Annotated in this window: 12 protein-coding genes and 1 pseudogene; 10 read left to right on the top strand and 3 right to left on the bottom strand. The window is 63.7% G+C overall.

Annotated elements, in window-relative coordinates; translation table 11 throughout:
- Positions 1-12 precede the first annotated feature (12 nt).
- On the bottom strand, positions 13-1,251 hold the full coding sequence (locus tag D3870_RS20380) for an exonuclease SbcCD subunit D C-terminal domain-containing protein (protein WP_119743185.1): 1,239 nt from the start codon (positions 1,249-1,251) through the stop codon (positions 13-15).
- 241 nt (positions 1,252-1,492) lie between these two features.
- On the bottom strand, positions 1,493-2,422 hold the full coding sequence (dmeF, locus tag D3870_RS20375; RefSeq protein ID WP_119742891.1) for a CDF family Co(II)/Ni(II) efflux transporter DmeF: 930 nt from the start codon (positions 2,420-2,422) through the stop codon (positions 1,493-1,495).
- Positions 2,423-2,709: 287 nt separating this feature from the next.
- Between dmeF and D3870_RS20370 the strand changes: the two genes are divergently transcribed.
- The 5 genes and pseudogenes from D3870_RS20370 to D3870_RS20350 all read left to right on the top strand — a co-directional run.
- Entirely contained in the window at positions 2,710-3,192 is a 483-nt protein-coding gene (locus tag D3870_RS20370; protein ID WP_158590536.1) for an SRPBCC family protein, read from the top strand.
- 246 nt (positions 3,193-3,438) lie between these two features.
- Positions 3,439-3,759 carry a hypothetical protein gene (locus D3870_RS20365; protein WP_119742889.1) on the top strand — a complete coding sequence of 107 codons (321 nt, stop codon included), beginning with the start codon at positions 3,439-3,441 and terminating at the stop codon, positions 3,757-3,759.
- Positions 3,760-3,911: 152 nt separating this feature from the next.
- Positions 3,912-4,730, top strand: coding sequence for an acyl-CoA thioesterase (locus D3870_RS20360; RefSeq protein WP_119742888.1), 819 nt, complete (start codon positions 3,912-3,914; stop codon positions 4,728-4,730).
- A gap of 151 nt (positions 4,731-4,881) precedes the next feature.
- Positions 4,882-5,997, top strand: a complete 1,116-nt coding sequence (locus D3870_RS20355) for a DSD1 family PLP-dependent enzyme (RefSeq protein ID WP_119742887.1) — start codon at positions 4,882-4,884, stop codon at positions 5,995-5,997.
- Positions 5,998-6,055: 58 nt separating this feature from the next.
- Positions 6,056-6,238 (top strand): annotated as a pseudogene (locus D3870_RS20350) (DUF1275 family protein); the annotation flags it as partial.
- Positions 6,239-6,263: 25 nt separating this feature from the next.
- On the opposite strand, the gene guaD reads toward D3870_RS20350, so the two are convergent.
- A complete protein-coding gene (guaD, locus tag D3870_RS20345; RefSeq protein WP_119742885.1) occupies positions 6,264-7,595 on the bottom strand; it encodes a guanine deaminase in 1,332 nt (443 codons plus the stop codon).
- Positions 7,596-7,641: 46 nt separating this feature from the next.
- On the opposite strand from guaD, the gene D3870_RS22195 reads away from it, so the two are divergent.
- The 5 genes from D3870_RS22195 to D3870_RS22435 all read left to right on the top strand — a co-directional run bounded on the left by D3870_RS22195 (position 7,642) and on the right by D3870_RS22435 (position 14,657).
- Positions 7,642-8,037 (top strand): hypothetical protein, encoded by a 396-nt coding sequence (locus tag D3870_RS22195; RefSeq protein WP_147375886.1) that lies wholly within the window; start codon positions 7,642-7,644, stop codon positions 8,035-8,037.
- Between the two features lie 125 nt (positions 8,038-8,162).
- Positions 8,163-9,569: a GAF domain-containing protein gene (locus tag D3870_RS20340; RefSeq protein ID WP_158590535.1), complete on the top strand. Its 1,407-nt coding sequence runs from the start codon at positions 8,163-8,165 to the stop codon at positions 9,567-9,569.
- Positions 9,566-11,749: an HlyD family efflux transporter periplasmic adaptor subunit gene (locus tag D3870_RS20335; RefSeq protein WP_119742883.1), complete on the top strand. Its 2,184-nt coding sequence runs from the start codon at positions 9,566-9,568 to the stop codon at positions 11,747-11,749. Before D3870_RS20340 ends, D3870_RS20335 begins: the two co-directional genes overlap by 4 nt.
- Positions 11,746-13,689: a preprotein translocase subunit SecA gene (locus D3870_RS20330; protein ID WP_158590534.1), complete on the top strand. Its 1,944-nt coding sequence runs from the start codon at positions 11,746-11,748 to the stop codon at positions 13,687-13,689. Before D3870_RS20335 ends, D3870_RS20330 begins: the two co-directional genes overlap by 4 nt.
- 38 nt (positions 13,690-13,727) lie before the next feature.
- On the top strand, positions 13,728-14,657 hold the full coding sequence (locus D3870_RS22435) for an efflux RND transporter periplasmic adaptor subunit (RefSeq protein ID WP_158590533.1): 930 nt from the start codon (positions 13,728-13,730) through the stop codon (positions 14,655-14,657).
- The last annotated feature ends 6 nt before the right edge of the window (positions 14,658-14,663 follow it).

Raw genomic sequence — 14,663 nt, 5'->3', positions numbered from 1 at the left:
GGCGGGCTTTCATCATGCGGTCTTGTCCGCAGGGTCGAGCAGCAGTTCGGCGAAGGCGGCCAGCTGGTCGGTCGGCGCGTCGCTGCCGAAGCGGTTGTGGTACAGCTGCTTGAAGATATCGTCCGGCCGCAGGCGCTCCAGATCGTCGAGCGATACCGCGGCCGGCGTCGTCGTGTCGGCGCGCGCGGTGGTGGTTTCTATTCTTGCAAGGCGCACCGGCTTGCCTTCGAGCGCGGCTTCGACGCGGCTGCGCAACCCCGGTTCCGGCGCATCGAGCCGTACGCGCACTTCGAGATAGGGCAGGGTGTTGGCGTCGGATGGCGCGGGCAGATCGAGTGCGTGCAATGCCGCGAGCACGTCATCCACCGGCGCGGGCTGCGGCGGAATGCGCAGCAGCTCGACGGTTCGCGGCACGCGCAGCGCGTCGATGCCGCGCACCGCTTCGCCATCCAGATCGACGCGCAGAATCTGGTGCGCATAGCCGATCTCCGCAAACGACATCGGCAGCGGGCTGCCGCAGTAGCGCACATGTTCCTGCTGCCCGACGCGCTGCGCCAGATGCAGGTGACCGAGTGCGGCGTACGCGATGGCGGGGGCAAAGGCGCTGGCAGGCAGGGCTTCCGCGCCGCCGATCACGATGCGCCGTTCCGAGTCCGCCGATATCTCGCCGCCGGTCATGTGGCAATGGCCGAGTGCGACGATGGCCTGGCCCGGCTCGCGCCTGCGCAATGCCAGCTCCAGCGCCTGGCGGTATAGCAGGGCCATGCCTTCCATGTAGGCATCGCCCTGCGTCTCGACGCGCGGCACGTCGCCGGGGCGCAGGAAGGGAATGGCGAGACACCACGCGGCGATGGCGCCGGCGCGGTTCTTCAGCGGCAGCACCAGCCGTTCGAGATCGATCTCGCCGTCGGCCAGACGCCGAACGTTGCCGACCACGGCGATGTCGAGTTCTTCGAGCAGGGGCGCGGGCGCTTCGAGCCGGCCCGGCGAATCGTGGTTGCCCGCGATGATGACGATATTCAGGTGCGGGGCGCACGTCTTGGCCTGTTGCAGGAAGCGGTAGAACTGCCTTTGCGATGCCGCCGATGGATTGGCGGTGTCGAACACGTCGCCCGCGATCAGCAAGCCCTCCGCCTGCTCCGCGACAATGGTGTCGAGCAGCCAGTCGAGAAAGCGTTGATGCTCATGGCTGCGTTCGAAATGATGGAGGGTCTGGCCGAGGTGCCAGTCGGAGGTATGCAGGAAGCGCATGGTCGCCTTTTTCAGCCGCACGGGGCGCGAATGACAAGGCGTGCAATATAGCAATAAATGGGGAGCGGCGGGAGTGGAATGTCCGTTGCCGGACAGGAGGGTTCATGCCAAGAACGGGAACGTCATCACGGCATGAATCCGCGTGTTTCTCTTGCAGTTTCTGCAACGTCGCCCGAACCCTGCAGCGAGGAATGCACTTACATGGTCAGCATCGCGTCGAGGTCATGCAGCAGTGCAGGCGTCAGCTGCCCTGCTGGATCTCGATGGTGGAATGCACGATCTCATCGTGCGATGCAAGCCGTTCGCGCACACGATCCGGTGTCAGGCTGCGGTCATGCGTGAGGATGCCCAGCGCGCAGGAATAGGCGCGTTTGCCGACACGCCACACGTGCAGGTCGACGATGCGCGTGTTGCCCGCATCGGGCCCTGTCTCGACCGCTGCGCGGATCTCATCGACAACCGGATGATCCATCTCGCGGTCGAGCAGGACCTTGCCGGTTTCCTTGATCAGGTTTTTGGCCCACACCGCGACCAGCAGCGCGCCGGCGATCCCCATCACCGGGTCCAGCCATGCCCAGCCGTACAGCCAGCCGCCGGCAAGCGCGACGATGGCGAGCACGGAGGTTGCCGCGTCGGTCACGACATGCACATAGGCCGCCTTCAGGTTCAGGTCATGATGATGGCCGCCGCCGTGATCGTCATGCTCGTGTGGGCCGCGCGCGCGTTCGAGAATGAAGGCGCAAACGATATTGACGACCAGCCCGATCGCCGCCACGATCATCGCCTCCCGATAGTGGATCGGCAGTGGCGACAGCAGGCGTTCCACCGAGCCGACCACCATCAGCACCGCCACGACGACCAGGAACAGCGCGCTGACGAAGCCGCCAAGCACTTCGATCTTCCACGTGCCGAAGGCAAAGCGCGGATCGCGCGCGTAGCGGCGCGCGGCTGCATAGGCGAAGGCGCTGAGACCGATTGCAACCGCATGCGAACTCATGTGCCAGCCGTCGGCAAGCAGCGCCATCGAGTTGAACCACCAGCCCGCGAAAATTTCCGCAACCATCATTGCCGCGGTGATCCACATGACCATGCGCGTGCCGCGTTCCGCCGCGCGATTGCCGGCTTCGAAGACATGCATCTGGTCGCAGTTGGAGAGATCGGATTGTTGCATGGCATGCCTTGTTTCATCGATGAAAAAGAGTCTGCAACACGGCTTTCCGGAATACGAGAAGCAATTGATGCAGGAGGAATCCCGTGCGTCAAACCTTACTACAATCAGGAACAAGGGTTTTCGAGTTTTCCTGCAATCCGGCCCGCTTGCCATTGTTCAATGACAACGGCATGCCTCACGATGCCGCATCTCAAATGTTGACATCATTTGTTCGCTGCTTGTTCACGTTGGCGTTGCTTGTCGCATGTCACGCCAGTGCTGCTGCCGATGCTGCCGGAGAGATTTCCGTGGAGATCAGAAAGAGCGCGGGTGCCGTGATCATCGATGCCAGCATGCAGGTGAAAGCCGATCCGCAGAATGCCTGGAAAGTGTTGATCGACTACGACCACATGGCGCAGTTTCTGCCCAATCTGGAGTCCAGCAAGATCATCGAAAAAACCGGGAACAGCATGCGTGTGGCGCAAAAGGGCAGCATTTCCTATGGCCCGTTTTCCATGCCTTTCGAATCGGTGCGGGAAATCGAGTTGTCTCCTTTTCAGCAAATCCGATCAAGCGCCGCCGGCGGCAGTGTCACGAGCGGAGAGGCGACGACGCGATTGATGCCGGAAGGTGCGGATACGTGGATTCTTTACCATAGCGAATTGGTGTTTTCCGTATGGGTACCGCCGGGCATCGGTCCGCATGCAATTGAAAAACAGATTCGCGCGCAATTTGAAAGTTTGAAGCGCGAAATCATGAAGCGAAAAATCAACGACATAAATCGCCGATAGCGGTCGCCTTCCGTCCTGTCCCGCGGCAGGTATTTCCCCCCTGTACTACATGCGTCTTGTCGTTGTCGAAACTTTCGGCAACAGCAAAAGCAAGGGAAGTGGGATCATGTGCTGCGTGCAATAACTGCAAGCCGGCACGTGCTGAATTTTCTCGAGACGCACATCTTTTGCAAGCGATATGCTGTAATGCCGTATCGGAAGCCGCCAATCTCGCTCATTAGAATCATTTTTTGCAAAGATACAAACATGCCAGTGATCACAACAGAAACCGTCAGTCTTCTCGCACCGCACGTCATCGAGTTGGTGAGTGGTGTGTTCCGCTCCCGCAAGGACAAGGAACTGAAAGGGACGCCCGAAGCGCAAGCGCTTGAAACCCTGAACAAGGATGTACTGGAACTGCAGGATATTGCAGCGAAACATGCGGAAGCGATCGGTGAAATCGCGCAGCGTGTGGAGGCTCGGTTCGGGCAGCTGGAAGGACAGTTGAAGCAGCAGCGGATACTCTCGGCAATTGCGCTTGCCGTTGCGGTGATTGCGGTCGGCGTCGCGTTTGTGACGCAGGTCTGAGCGCGAAGGCGTTTGACGACTACTCACTGCGGCTGCAGGTTCGGGACGCCTAGCTTGCGGCATGCTTGAGCCGTCCTTCTGCATGCATCGGTTCCACGCATTGGAACGAGAAAAAGTTTCATTCCACTGGACAGAAAAAAACAAGGAAGAACATGGAGACACCCGAAGCTTCGATGCATGTGTTCGACGCCGCCATTGCGCTCTCGAAACACGACGACAATACCTACACCGGCCACACCAGTGCAGCCTACGGAAACATGGTCGGTCCTTTCGGGGGCGTGATCGGTGCGACCCTGCTCAACGCAGTGATGTGCCATCCGGATCGCCTTGGCGAGCCGCTGTCGCTGACCGTGCATTACGCGGCACCCATCGCCGATGGCAGCTTTTCTGTTCATGCGAGGGCAGTGCGGACCAACCGCAGCACGCAACACTGGTTCATCGAACTGATTCAAGCTGGCGAGGTGGCGGCGTTCGCCACCGCCGTCACGGCGATCCGGCGCGATACCTGGAGCGCAACCGACGCCGCCTTCCCGCACGTGCCACCCGCCGACAGCATCACGCCGACGCCGGCCATTCCGGCCGCGGCCTGGACTGCCTGCTATGACATGCGTTTCATTGACGGCGGGCCGGGCACGCCCGATACCGGCGGTCATCCGTCGCAGTCGCGCCTGTGGATACGCGACCAACCGTCGCGTCCGCTGGACTTTCTGTCGCTGTCGGCGATTTGCGACGCTTTCTTCCCGCGCATTTTCGTGCGGCGGCCGAAATGGGTGCCGATTGGCACGGTGACGCTCACCACCTACTTCCACGCCAGCGCCACCCAGTTGGCCGCGCAGGGCAACAGCCCGCTGTTGGGTGTCGCACGGGCGCTGCATTTCGGGAAAGGTTTCTTCGACCAGAGCGCGGAAGTCTGGAACGCCGACGGCGTCTTGCTGGCGGCCACCCATCAGGTCGTCTACTTCAAGGAATAAGGCGCGGCATGGCCGCTTGTTGCGGGAAACGGCATGGCAGGCGAATCAAAAGCGGCTATGCTGTGATCTTTCCGATCCACTTCGCGTGACGAGAAAGGTGCTTCTCCGCAATGTGGCGGCGGCATCTCAACCAGGTCACGCTTTCACTGCCATGGCTCCCTGGAACGCGGCAACACCCGGCGACGCGATCGCCGACATCGACACCCCGGCGCTGATACTCGACCTCGATGCATTCGAACGCAATCTCGAGCGCATGGCGCAGGCCGTGAAGGGACGCAATGTCCGGCTGCGGCCGCACGCCAAGAGCCACAAGTGCCCCGAAATCGCCTTGCGCCAGATCGCGCTCGGCGCGGTCGGCATCTGTTGCCAGAAGGTCAGCGAAGCGGCGGTCTTCGTCGATGCCGGTGTCAGGGATATTCTCATCACCAACGAAATCGTCGGCGCGGCCAAGATCCGGCATCTGATGGAACTGGCCGCAAAGGCCGCCATCGGCGTGCTGGTCGATCATCCATCGCAGGTGCACGAACTGGCGCGCGCCGCGCTGCAGGCCGATACGCCGCTGGACGTCTACATCGAGGTCGATGTCGGCGCGCATCGCTGCGGCGTCAGGCCGGGAGAAGACGCGGTGCATCTCGCGGACCTGATCAGCGCCAGTCCGCCATTGCGCTTCGCCGGCCTGCATTGTTATCACGGCAGCGCCCAGCATCTGCGCCAGCCGCAGGATCGTGCCGCCGCCATCGCCGGCGCCGCCGCGCTGTCGCTGATGACGAAGCAGGACATCGAAGCGCGCGGCATCGCCGTCGATATCGTCACGGGAGCCGGCACCGGGAGCTTCATTCACGAACGCGATTCAGGCGTGTACAACGAACTGCAGCCGGGCTCCTACGTCTTCATGGATCGCGACTACGGCGACAACCAGCGCGGCGAAGGCGATGTCGCATTCGAGCATGCGCTGTTCGTGCTGACCACGGTGATGAGCGGCCCCGCCGCCGAGCGCGCCGTGGTGGACGCAGGCCTGAAGGCATCGAGCGTCGATTCCGGCATGCCGACGGTGTGGCAGCGTCCCGATCTGCACTATCTGAAGGCCTCCGACAAACACGGCGTGCTCAAGACGGATGCCGGCGCGGCGCTGGCGCTGGGCGAGAAACTGATGCTGGTGCCCGGTCATTGCGACCCGACCGTCAATCTGTACGACACCCTGATCTGCGTGCGCGACGGCAAGGTCGAGGCGCTGTGGCCGGTTGCCGCGCGCGGCGCGGTGCTGTGACTGCGGCGCGGGTCGTACACCGAGAGGCGTCGAAACGCATCTCCCCGATGGTCACTCCATGCCGATCACGTACCTGAGCGGACTTGCCGCCACCGAACGGACCACCCGTGCAAATTTTCACCTTGGCGTGTCGCTGTCCTTCGTGGCGGGGGCGCTCAACGCGGGCGGCTTTCTCGCGATCGGACAGTACACCTCGCACATGACCGGCATCGTGTCGTCTGCTGCGGATCATCTCGTGCTGGTCGTCATTTCGGCTGCGCCATCGATCAGGCAGGCGCGCCTGCCCTGAGCGCATGCCGCAAGCGTCCCGCGACATGGGTCGCTGCCACCATGCGCTCATCGCCCAGCAGGGCGAAGGCGAACAGCAGTTCCTCCAGACTGTCGGCCTGCGCCGCGCGGCGCGCAAGCAGAGGCGTCGCCTTCGGATCGAGCATGATGAAATCCGCCTCCGCACCGATGGCGAAACTGCCTATCGTGCCTTCCAGCCGCATGCTGCGCGCGCCGCCCAGCGTCGCCAGGTAGAATATGCGCAAGGCCGACAGGTGCGTGCCGCCCATGCGCGCCACCTTGTAGGCTTCGTTCATGGTACGCAGCATCGAGAATGAGGTGCCGCCACCGACGTCGGTGCCGAGCGAGAGCGGCATGCGGGCCGCGTCGGCGCGTGCGAAGTCGAACAGGCCGCTGCCGAGAAACAGATTGGAGGTCGGGCAGACCGCCGCTGCAGTACCGGTATGCGCCATGCGGGCGCGATCTTCATCATCGAGCCAGATGCAGTGCGCATACATGGCGCGCTCGCGCATCAAGCCGTGTCTGTCATACACATCCAGATAGCTGCGCGCAGCGGGAAACAGGGATTTTACCCATGCGACTTCGTCGGTGTTTTCCGCGACATGCGTCTGGATGAAGGTATCGGGATGGGCGCGTGCGAGTTCGCCGGCGAGTTGCAGCTGAAGGGTGCTGGAAGTCGCCGCAAAGCGTGGCGTGATGGCGTACAGCTGGCGGCCGCGCTTGTGCCATTTCCTGATCAGCGCCTCGCTGTCGCGCGCGCTGCTTTCCGCATCGTCGCGCAATGATTCGGGGCAGTTGCGGTCCATCATCACCTTGCCGGCCACCATGCGCAGATTGCGCGCTTCGCTGGCGTTGAAGAACGCTTCGACGGATGCCGGATGCACGGTGCAATACACCATCGCAGTGGTGGTGCCGCAGCGCATCAGTTCGTCCAGAAAAAAATCGGCGACTTCCCGCGCATGTTCGGCGTCGTCGAAGCGGTGCTCGGCGGGAAAGGTATAAGTCTCCAGCCATGACAGCAGGCCCGGCGCGGGCGAGGCGATGATGTCGGTCTGCGGATAGTGGATGTGAGTGTCGATGAAGCCGGGCAGGATGATCTTGCCGCGATGCTCATGCAGCGGCGTGTGCGGCGGCAGCGTCGATTGCAACTGCGCGTAATCGCCTGCCGCCACGATGCGGCCATCGCCCACGATCAGAAGACCGTCTTCATGCCAGCGATGCGCATGTTCGGCATGCGCCGGGTCGTCGGTGAAGTGCAGCAGGCTGGCGCGATAGGCCTGCAGCTCATGACGTGTTTGCTTGTCATTCATTTGCGGTGCTCGTGAAGTGCCTTCGGCGCGGCCTTGTCAATCGCATGTGCAGCGTCGCGAAAACAAAAGCGAATCGTTTCGGCCATGGCGGATCAGCCTTTCCTTCATCCAGATTAGCACTCTCCTTGGAGGGTGCCGTATCAGATTGCACAGCATCATCGGTGAAGGGCGCTCATGCGAGGGGCATCCGGAATTTGTTTCATGGGTGAAATGCGGCGATGATTTCGCGGCCACCGTTGCGGGCAAACGACGTGCATCGAGTTTGATTGTTGGTTACAGAATATTTGGCAAGTGGCACCCATGTGGCATCGCTTTTCTGGCGATTTTCATCGTTTTTTGTCGATATTTCACGCAAAAAATGAAGATGATGCGCAAGAAAAACGTTTGCATGAGATCGCTTGTAACTGAAAGTAATAATCGGCGCATGAGGCATGATTTTTAGAGGAATTCCACCTATAAGACGACGTTTTTATTTGGTGCCTTCGGGCAATGGTGGGTGATATATTGATATTGGTTTTTAGCAACTTTATCAAGCTGCATCTTTCGCCCATCCCGCTCACTTCCACCATGAAACTCACCACGGCGCATGCGGAACAAACGACAGACCGCAACACCGGTTTCATGGACTGGTTGCGGCCGTTGCTCACGCATGCGTCGTTCAGCAGTGCGGCGACCGAATTTCTCACCCGCCTGGCGCAATCGACGGGATGCGAACGCGCCAGCCTTGGCTTCGTTACGCGCAAGGCGATCAGGATTTGCGCCGTCTCGCAGTACTACCAGGGGATGAAGGATTCCATCCTGCCGGAAGTGACGGCGGCGATGGAGGAAAGCCTGTTGCAGGATACGGCGCTGCATTATCCCGACCCGCTCAACGATTTTCCCCATATCGTTCTCGCGCATGCCGAGCTGGCGCGCTGCAACGGCTTGTCGAGCGTTTTTACCATTCCGCTGGCGGAGGATGGCCAGCTGATCGGCGCGATCACGCTGGAGAGCCGCAGGAAGAACGGTTTCGATCGCGAGCTGCTGGCGTCGCTGCAGCAGCTGGCTGTCGATGCCGGTCCGCTCTTGAAGCTGAAGTGGACGCTGGATCAGCCGCTGCCCGTGCGGTGCGCGACCGCGGTGCGCGCCGCCGTGACGCGTGGCAGCCTGGCGTCGCTCCGCACGCGCCATGTCGCCGCGGGTTTTGTCGCACTCTGTGCGGCGGCGGTGTTCCTGCTGCCGGTGTCGAACCGGGTATCGGGACAGGCGCGGCTGGAGGCGTCGGTGCAGCGCGTGATCACGTCGCCGATCGACGGTTATCTGAAGGAAGTGCGCGTGCGTCCCGGCGATCGGGTGCAGGCGAGCCAGTCACTGGCCGAGCTGAATGACGAGGCCTTGCATGTCGAGCGCCGCCGGCTCGATGCGGAAGCGGTACAGCAGGAGAATGCGCTGGCCGAGGCGATGGTGAAGGCGGATCGCACGCAGGTGGCGCTGCGCCGCGCCAAGCTCGACGAGGTCATCGCGCAGAGGGAGCTGGTGGCGCAGCAGCTCGAGCGCACGCAGTTGATCGCGCCATTCGACGGCGTGGTGATCAAGGGCGACCTGACGCAGCTGCTCGGTTCGCCGTTGAAGCGCGGCGATGTGCTGCTGACCGTGTCGCAGGGGTCGGAGTTCCGTGTCATGGTGGAGGTTCCCGAGCGCGACATCTCCGGCGTCAAGCTCGGACAGGCCGGCAAGCTGGTGTTGACCGCCTTGCCCGATCAGGCTTTCGGCATTCGCATCGCGCGTATCACGCCGGTGGCAGGTATTTCCTCCGATGGCGAGAACGTGTTCGAGGTCGAAGCGCAGCTCGACGCGGACGCAGCCGCAGCCGCGCTGGTGCCGGGTCTGAAGGGCGTCGCCAAGATCACCACCGGCCACACGCCGATCGGCTGGCAATGGGCGGCGCGCGCGTGGCATGCACTGTCCTTCATCGTGTGGAGCAGACTGGGATGACAGCCGCCGGCCCGCTCTACAGCGTCAATTGGCACCGCGTCGGCTCGCTGCACCCGCGCATCCAGCCCGGCACGCGCATCCGGCGGCAGGTATTGCGCGGCGAGGAATGGTTCGTCTTCAGCCATGCCGTCAGCGGCCGCCACTACCGTTTGAATCGCAAGGCCTACGAGCTGGTGGGACGGCTCGATGGCGAGCACTCGCTCGATGCCTTGTGGCAAGGCTTGCAGCGCAAGGCGGATGACCAGGTCGCAGAGGATGCCGAGGCGGACGACCCGCCGACGCAGGATGAAATCATCGTCGCGCTTGCGCACCTGATGGATGCCGGACTGGTGCTGTTCGACACCATGCCGGACTGGTCGAAGCTGCAATTGCAGCGGCAGACGCAGCGCGAGGCCGAGCGCCGCGCCAATCTCAATCCGTTCGCCTTCAGCCTGAAGCTGTTCAATCCGTCGGCGCTGCTCGACCGGCTTGCGTTCCTGCAACCCCTGCTGTGGCATCCGCTCACGCTTGTCCTGTGGGCGGTGCTGATCGGTTGGGGCGTCGTTCATGCCGCGATCGAATGGAACGCGATTCGCCACCATGCAGCCGTCAATCTGCTGACGCCGCGCGGCCTGTTCCTGATGTGGCTGGTCTACCCGTTCCTGAAGGCCCTGCATGAGCTGGCGCATGCGCTGGCCGTGCGGCATTGGGGCGGCGAGGTGAAGGAGGCGGGCATCGCGTTCTTTGTGCTGGTGCCGGCCCCCTTTGTCGATGCCTCCGCCGCGACCGCGTTCCCCGGCAAGTGGCAGCGCATCGCGGTCAGTTGCGCCGGGATCGCGGTGGAGCTGTCGCTGGCCGCCGTCGCCCTGCTTGTGTGGTCGGCCGCCGAAAACGGCGTCGTGCGCGATGCGGCATTCGCGGTGATGGCGATCGGCGGCGTGTCGACGCTGGCATTCAATGCCAATCCGCTGATGCGCTTCGACGGCTATTACATCCTGTGCGACCTGCTTGAACTGCCGAATCTTGCGTCGCGCAGCCAGCGCTGGTGGTCGCTGCGGCTGCAGCGCTTCCTGAAGCAGGCGGACGACGACGCCGACGGGCACCCCGTCGGCAGCGAAGGCTTCTGGTGCATGCTGTACGCGCCCGCCTCCTGGGCATACCGGCTGTGCATCTCCGTCGTGATCGTGCAATGGGTGGTGGCCAAATCCGTCCTGCTCGGATTCGCGGCTACCTTGTGGCTGCTGCATGCCTTGTTCGTCAAGCCGCTGTCCGGCGCAATGCGCATGCTGTTCGCTCCCGCGCATCCGAGCGCGACGCCATGGAAGCCGATGATGGCGGCAGGCGGCGCGACGGCCGCGCTGGTGGCTGCCATTGCAGTCGTGCCGGTGCCGGCCAGCACGGTGGCCGTCGGCGTGGTCTGGCTGCCGGAACGTTCGCAGATTCGCACCGGCAGCGACGGCCGCGTCGTCGAGATCGTCGCGCACGACGGCCAGCGCGTGACCAAGGGACAGCCGCTGGCGGTGATCGAGGAACCGCCGCTGCTGGCACGGCGCGCGCGCCTGCATGCGCAGCGCGCCGGTGCCGAAGCGGAGCAGGCGAGCGGCTGGCTGAAGGCATCTGTGCAGGGCCGCAATGCGCACGAAGAGATCGAACGTCTGCGGCGCGACCTGGCGCAGCTCGACGAGCAGATCGACAAGCTGACCCTGCGCGCCGGCGTTGATGGCGTGGTGGTCATTCCCCATGCGGACGACCTGCTGGGCCGGCATCTGCTCAAGGGATCACTGATCGGCTACGTGCTGGCCGGCGATCCGACCATCGTGCGGGCCGCGATCGCCCAGGACGATATCGGCCGCTTCAAAGGCGGCGTGGAGAAGGTGTCCGTGCAGCTGGCCGAAGCCGGCAATCAGACCTTCGAGGGCCGCGTGCTGCGTGTCGATCCGTCATCAACCGTGCATTTGCCGAGCGGCGCGCTGGGCGACAAGGGCGGCGGCGGCATCGTCACCGATCCCGCCGAGCGCGAAGGCATGACCGCGCTGGAGCCGTTCTTCCTTGCCGATGTGCAGTTGACGGACCGCAAGGTGGTGCGCGCGGGCGGACGCGCATGGGTGCGCTTCGAACATGAAGCGAAACCGCTGTCGCACACCGCCCTGTGGCGCTTCCGGCAGTTGTTCCTCAAGATCTTTTCGATGGAGGGCGCGTGAAACAGAACGTCGTGCCGATTCCGCGCCCCGGTGTGCGTTTCGGCCCCTACCCGGAGCAGACGCAGACGCGCCGTCCGTGGACGTGGTACGCCGCCGAACTGCTGCGCGCCCGCCTGCTCGCCGTGCGCGCACCATCGGCGCGGGAGCGCGCGCGTTTCCTCCATGCGGTGCATGAGAAGCGCAAGCAATTGCAGGGCTGCGATATCGAGTTCGTGTCTGCCAGCGCGCGACGCCTGCGTTCGCGATTTGCCGTCGAAGGAATGACGCGCCATCTGGTGGCCGAATGCTTCTCGCTGATCGACGCCTGCCTGCGCTTCCACATGAACATCACGCTGCACGATTCGCAGCTGCTGGCTGGCTGGTTGATGCTCGACCGCCGTCTGGTCGAAATGCAGACCGGCGAGGGCAAGACTCTCGCGGTGGCACTGGCCGCCGCCGCCGGCGCCATGGCCGGCATCCCGGTGCACGTGGTGACGGCAAACGAGTATCTCGTCGCGCGCGATGCCGCCGCCCTCGCGCCGGTGTTTCAGACGCTCGGCTTGACGACAGGTGCGGTCACGGCAGCGACCGCCGGCAGCGACCGTGCGCGCATCTACCGCTGCGATATCACGTATTGCACCGCCAGCGAACTGACCTTCGATCACCTGCGCGATCAACTTGGCGCGGCGAGCGGCCAGACCGAGCGCAACCTGCGCGGACTGTGCATGGCGATCATCGACGAAGCCGACAGCGTGCTGATCGACGAGGCGCGCATGCCGCTGATCCTGAGCGGCCGGGTGGAGAACGCCGAGCAATCGGCGTTCTACCGGCAGGCGCTGTTTCTGGCCGCGAAACTGAAGCCGGACGAACACTTCAAGCTGGATCATGCCAACCGGCGCGCGACGCTGACGGCAGCCGGACAGGAGCATGCCGCCACGCTCGCCCTGCACATGGGAGGTGCGTGGCGCGTGCGCCGCCGTCGCGAGGAAACGCTTGGTCTGGCGCTGGCCGCGCAGCACCTCTTCGTGAAGGGGCGCAACTACCTGGTGCGCGACGACCACGTTGTCATCATCGACGAAACCACGGGCCGCGCCGCGCAGGGGCGGGTCTGGTCGCAGGGCCTGCATCAGCTGATCGAGACCAGGGAGAACTGTCCGCTGACGCAGGAGCAGCAGACCCTGACGCAAACCACGTTTCAGCGCTTCTTCGCGCGCTACCTGCGCGTGTCGGGCATCAGCGGCACCTTGCATGAAGCGCGCGGACAACTGCTTGCCATCTACGGCCTGCCGATCGTGCGCATCCCGCTGCATTTGCCGAACCGCCGCACCATCATGCCGGCGCGCGTGTTCGCGACCCGCGAGATGCAATGGCGCCATGTGGTGGACACGGCGCTGGCCTTGCGAACGCAGCAGCGGCCCTTGCTCATCGGCACCGATTCGGTAGCCGACTCCGAAGTCTTGTCAGAACATCTGTCGCGTGCCGGCGTGCCGCATGCGGTGCTGAATGCGCGTTTCGATGCCGAGGAAGCGGACATCGTGGCGAAGGCCGGGCAGGCCGGCGCAGTGACCGTTTCCACCAACATGGCCGGACGCGGCACCGATATCCGGCTCGGCGACAACGTGGCGGCGCTGGGCGGTCTGCATGTGATCGTATGCCAGACCAACGATTCGCGGCGCATCGACCGCCAGCTCTACGGACGCTGCGCGCGCCAGGGCGAGCCGGGGAGCGTGGAGCATCTTTACTGCATGGGCGATGGATTCGATCCCTTGTCCGCTGTCGCGGAACGCCTGCTGCGTGCCATACGCCGCGAGGATGCGCACGGACTGCCGTACCGCTTCGTGCTGCTGGCGCGGGCGGCACAGAAGATGCGAGAGCGATACCGGCGGCGCGAACAATGGTTCTACTACCTGCGCGCATGGCATACGGAACGGCAGCTGGCCTTTGCAGGCGCAAGCGATTAAAGAACACAAACAGACAGAACACGATTGGATGGCAAGGCATGACAAAGACGACATGGACGATCCTGCTGGCGGTGGCGGGATACACGGCAGCAGCGGCATCGGCAGCGCCGCTGGCCTGCCTGATCGAACCGGACAAGGTGGCGGAGGTGGGTGCGCCGGGCATCGGCATCATCGACAAGGTCCCGGTGGAGCGCGGCGACTACGTCAAGGCCGGACAAGTGGTGGCCTACCTGAAGGCGGATATCGAGCGTGCGTCAGTCAACGTCGCGTCGGCCCGTGCGCTGGCCGAAGCCGACCTGAAGGCATCCATCGCATCGCACGATCTCGCGCAGGCAAAGGCACTGCGCGCACGCAACCTCGCCAACGTCGGCTTCATTTCGAAGGAGGCGGTCGATCAGGTGGAGGCCGAGGCACGCATCGCGGAAAACCGCGTCATGCAGGCGCAGGAGTCGCAGCGCGTGTCGCGGCATGAACTGGCACTGTCGAGTTCGCAACTGGCCCAGCGCAGCATTCGCAGCCCGTTTGCCGGCATCGTGATCGACCGCTACCGCACCGAAGGCGAACGCGTCGAGCGCGAACCGATCGTGCGCATCGCCAAGGTCGATCCGCTGCGCGTGGAAGTCGTTCTGCCGCTGTCGCAGTTCGGCCAGATCGAGCCGGGCGCACCGGTCAGCATCAAGACCGACATCACCGGCGACAGGAATCTGATCGCGAAGGTGGTCCTGATCGACAAGGTCATCGATGCCGCCAGCAACACCTTCCGCGTGCGGCTGGCGCTGCCCAATCCGGACCGCAGCATTCCGGCGGGATTGCGCTGCCTCGCCGATTTCGGCGGCACGCAGAAACCGCCGACTGCGGAAAAAGCGGCTGCCGTTGCGCCGCCGGTCGATCGGCGCGAAGGCATCATCAAGGCCTCGCGCATGGGGCGGCTGTCATACGAATTGAAGAATCCGCCCAAGACCCAGTAACAGGAG

The sequence above is a fragment of the Noviherbaspirillum cavernae genome, from assembly GCF_003590875.1.
GTDB classification, from domain to species: Bacteria; Pseudomonadota; Gammaproteobacteria; order Burkholderiales; family Burkholderiaceae_D; genus Noviherbaspirillum; species Noviherbaspirillum cavernae.
Note: the sequence above shows the minus strand (reverse complement) of the source record. Positions and strands in the feature narration are given on the sequence as shown.

What these genes read in the sequence shown, in the direction of transcription:
- D3870_RS20380 (WP_119743185.1), bottom strand. Translation starts at nt 1,251, where the DNA reads ATGCGCTTCCTGCATACCTCCGACTGGCACCTCGGCCAGACCCTCCAT.
- dmeF (WP_119742891.1), bottom strand. Translation starts at nt 2,422, where the DNA reads ATGCAACAATCCGATCTCTCCAACTGCGACCAGATGCATGTCTTCGAA.
- D3870_RS20365 (WP_119742889.1), top strand. Translation starts at nt 3,439, where the DNA reads ATGCCAGTGATCACAACAGAAACCGTCAGTCTTCTCGCACCGCACGTC.
- D3870_RS20360 (WP_119742888.1), top strand. Translation starts at nt 3,912, where the DNA reads ATGGAGACACCCGAAGCTTCGATGCATGTGTTCGACGCCGCCATTGCG.
- D3870_RS20355 (WP_119742887.1), top strand. Translation starts at nt 4,882, where the DNA reads ATGGCTCCCTGGAACGCGGCAACACCCGGCGACGCGATCGCCGACATC.
- guaD (WP_119742885.1), bottom strand. Translation starts at nt 7,595, where the DNA reads ATGAATGACAAGCAAACACGTCATGAGCTGCAGGCCTATCGCGCCAGC.
- D3870_RS20340 (WP_158590535.1), top strand. Translation starts at nt 8,163, where the DNA reads ATGAAACTCACCACGGCGCATGCGGAACAAACGACAGACCGCAACACC.
- D3870_RS20335 (WP_119742883.1), top strand. Translation starts at nt 9,566, where the DNA reads ATGACAGCCGCCGGCCCGCTCTACAGCGTCAATTGGCACCGCGTCGGC.
- D3870_RS22435 (WP_158590533.1), top strand. Translation starts at nt 13,728, where the DNA reads ATGACAAAGACGACATGGACGATCCTGCTGGCGGTGGCGGGATACACG.